The following is a 2,128-nucleotide window of genomic DNA, read 5'->3' as shown; positions in this document are numbered from 1 at the left end:
TCGACGCGCGGTCTTTCGCCTGCGCCATCGGGCAAGCCAGGCCCTGACGTTCGTCGAACACGCCGTGCACTTGGCAGAGCGGGCCGGGGCAATCGCGGAGGCGGGCGCTACGCCTTGCCGTCATCCAGCAGGCGTATTGGCCAGGCAATACAGTAAAGATACGATCAGGGGCTCCCATATGAACTTCTTCCGCAACGCACTTCTTGCGACCGCCGCGCTTGCGCTTCCCGCAGCGCCGGCGCTGGCCGATCATCATGGTGATGCTCCCGCCGCCGAAACGAAACAGGTGGAGACCGAACATGACCGGCTGTTCGCGCTGTTCGACGATGCCGATAAGCGTGAGCTTGCGCTCAACCCGCTGTCGCGCCTGTTCCGCGGCGATGACAGCAATGCGGGCCGGCTGGGCGATTATCTCACCGAAGCGCAGTTCCTCGCCGGGAGGACCGATACGCAGCTCAATCTCGCGCTGCTGGCGCAGATAGATCGCAGCAAGCTCAACGCCACTGACCAGCTCGCCTATGACGTGTTCCTCTACAACCAGCAGGAAGGACTGAAGGGTAGCAGCGACGAAATTCGTGCGCTGACCGAAGTGCGCCCGATCGATCACTTCAGCGGCTTCCACACATTCTACCCCACCTTCGCCAGCGGGCAGGGTGCGGCGCCCTTCAAGACGCTGGAAAACTACGAGGACAACCTTTCGCGTCATGACGATTACATCGCGATCATGGACCGCGCGATCGGCAGGTTCCGCGAGGGCATGAAGAGCGGCGTGCTCGAAACCAGACTGACGATTGGCAATGTGGTCGAGCAGCTCGACACCCAGCTTGCAATTCCGATCGCGGATTCGCAGCTCATGGGGCCGACCAGGATGTTCCCGGATGATTTCTCCGAGGAAGACAAGGCGCGCCTCACCGCCGCCTATGAAGCGAAGACGAAGGAAATCTACGCCGCGCACGGGCGGCTGCGCGACTTCCTGCGCGACGAATATCTGCCGGTCGCGCGCGAAAGCATAGGGCTTTCGCAGATGAAAGGTGGGGCCAAGCTCTACCAATTGCTGATCGAACAGACGACCACGCTGCCGCTCACCGCCGATTACATCCACAATCTGGGCCTGAGCGAAGTGGCGCGGATCAAGGGCGAGCTTGAAGCGCTCAAGGAAGAAGTCGGCTTCGAAGGGACGCTCAACGAGTTCTTCGACTATGTCCGCACCGATGCCAAGTTCACGCCAAAGAGCCGCGAAGCGCTGACGCAGAGCTATTACGATATCGGCAAGAAGGTGGACGAGAAGATCGGCGACCTGTTCTCGCTGCTGCCCGAGACCGAGCTCAAGATCGAGCCTTACGACCCGGCGATCGAGAAGTTCCAGGCCGGCGGCTCCTACCAGTCGGGCGCGCCCGATGGTTCGCGCCCCGGCACCTTCTATTTCAACGCCTATGACCTGCCGAGCAGGCTTACCACCGGCAATGTCACGCTCTACCTGCATGAAGGCGCGCCGGGGCATCACTTCCAGATCAGCCTGGCGCAGGAGAATGAGGCGCTGCCCGCTTTCATGCGGTTTGGCGGCACGACCTCCTTCGTCGAAGGATGGGCGCTCTACGCCGAGACGCTGGGACAGGAAATGGGCTTCTACAAGGATCCCTGGAACCGCTACGGCACCCTGCAGGACGAGCAACTGCGCGCGATGCGGCTGGTGGTCGATACCGGCATCCACGCCAAGGGCTGGACGCGCGACCAGGCGATCGATTTCATGCTTCAGAACTCTGGCATGACCCGCACCGAAGTGGTGGCCGAGGTCGATCGCTATATTGCCATTCCCAGCCAGGCGGTCGCCTACAAGATCGGCGCGCTCAAGATCCAGGAGCTGCGCAAGCGCGCGCATAACGCGCTGGGCGACAAGTTCGACATCAAGGCGTTCCACGCCCAGGTGCTGAACACCGGCGGACTGCCACTTGCGGTGCTGGAGCAGAAGATCGATCGCTGGATTGCGTCGCAATAGGCCAAATAGGCGATCTGCGCCTGCGGCACGGTGAAACTGTGGCACGGCGTGGTGCAATCGAGCGAGAACAGCCAGCACATTACGGACTGGTATTCGCCCAGCCACTTCATCCACGGGCTCATCATGTATTTC

Annotated in this window: 2 protein-coding genes; both read left to right on the top strand. The window is 61.6% G+C overall.

What is annotated here, in order from left to right; translation table 11 throughout:
• The first annotated feature begins 178 nt into the window (after positions 1–178).
• Positions 179–1,996, top strand: a complete 1,818-nt coding sequence (locus ACQY6C_RS14730) for a DUF885 domain-containing protein (protein ID WP_427970036.1) — start codon at positions 179–181, stop codon at positions 1,994–1,996.
• 12 nt (positions 1,997–2,008) lie between these two features.
• Positions 2,009–2,128: DUF2585 family protein (locus ACQY6C_RS14725; protein ID WP_427970038.1), on the top strand; the 120-nt coding region annotated here is incomplete at its 3' end.

It is taken from the genome of Altererythrobacter sp., assembly GCF_050299635.1.
GTDB lineage: Bacteria > Pseudomonadota > Alphaproteobacteria > Sphingomonadales > Sphingomonadaceae > Erythrobacter.
The sequence above is the reverse complement of the archived record's forward strand: the minus strand, read 5'-3'. Positions and strand labels throughout refer to the sequence as shown.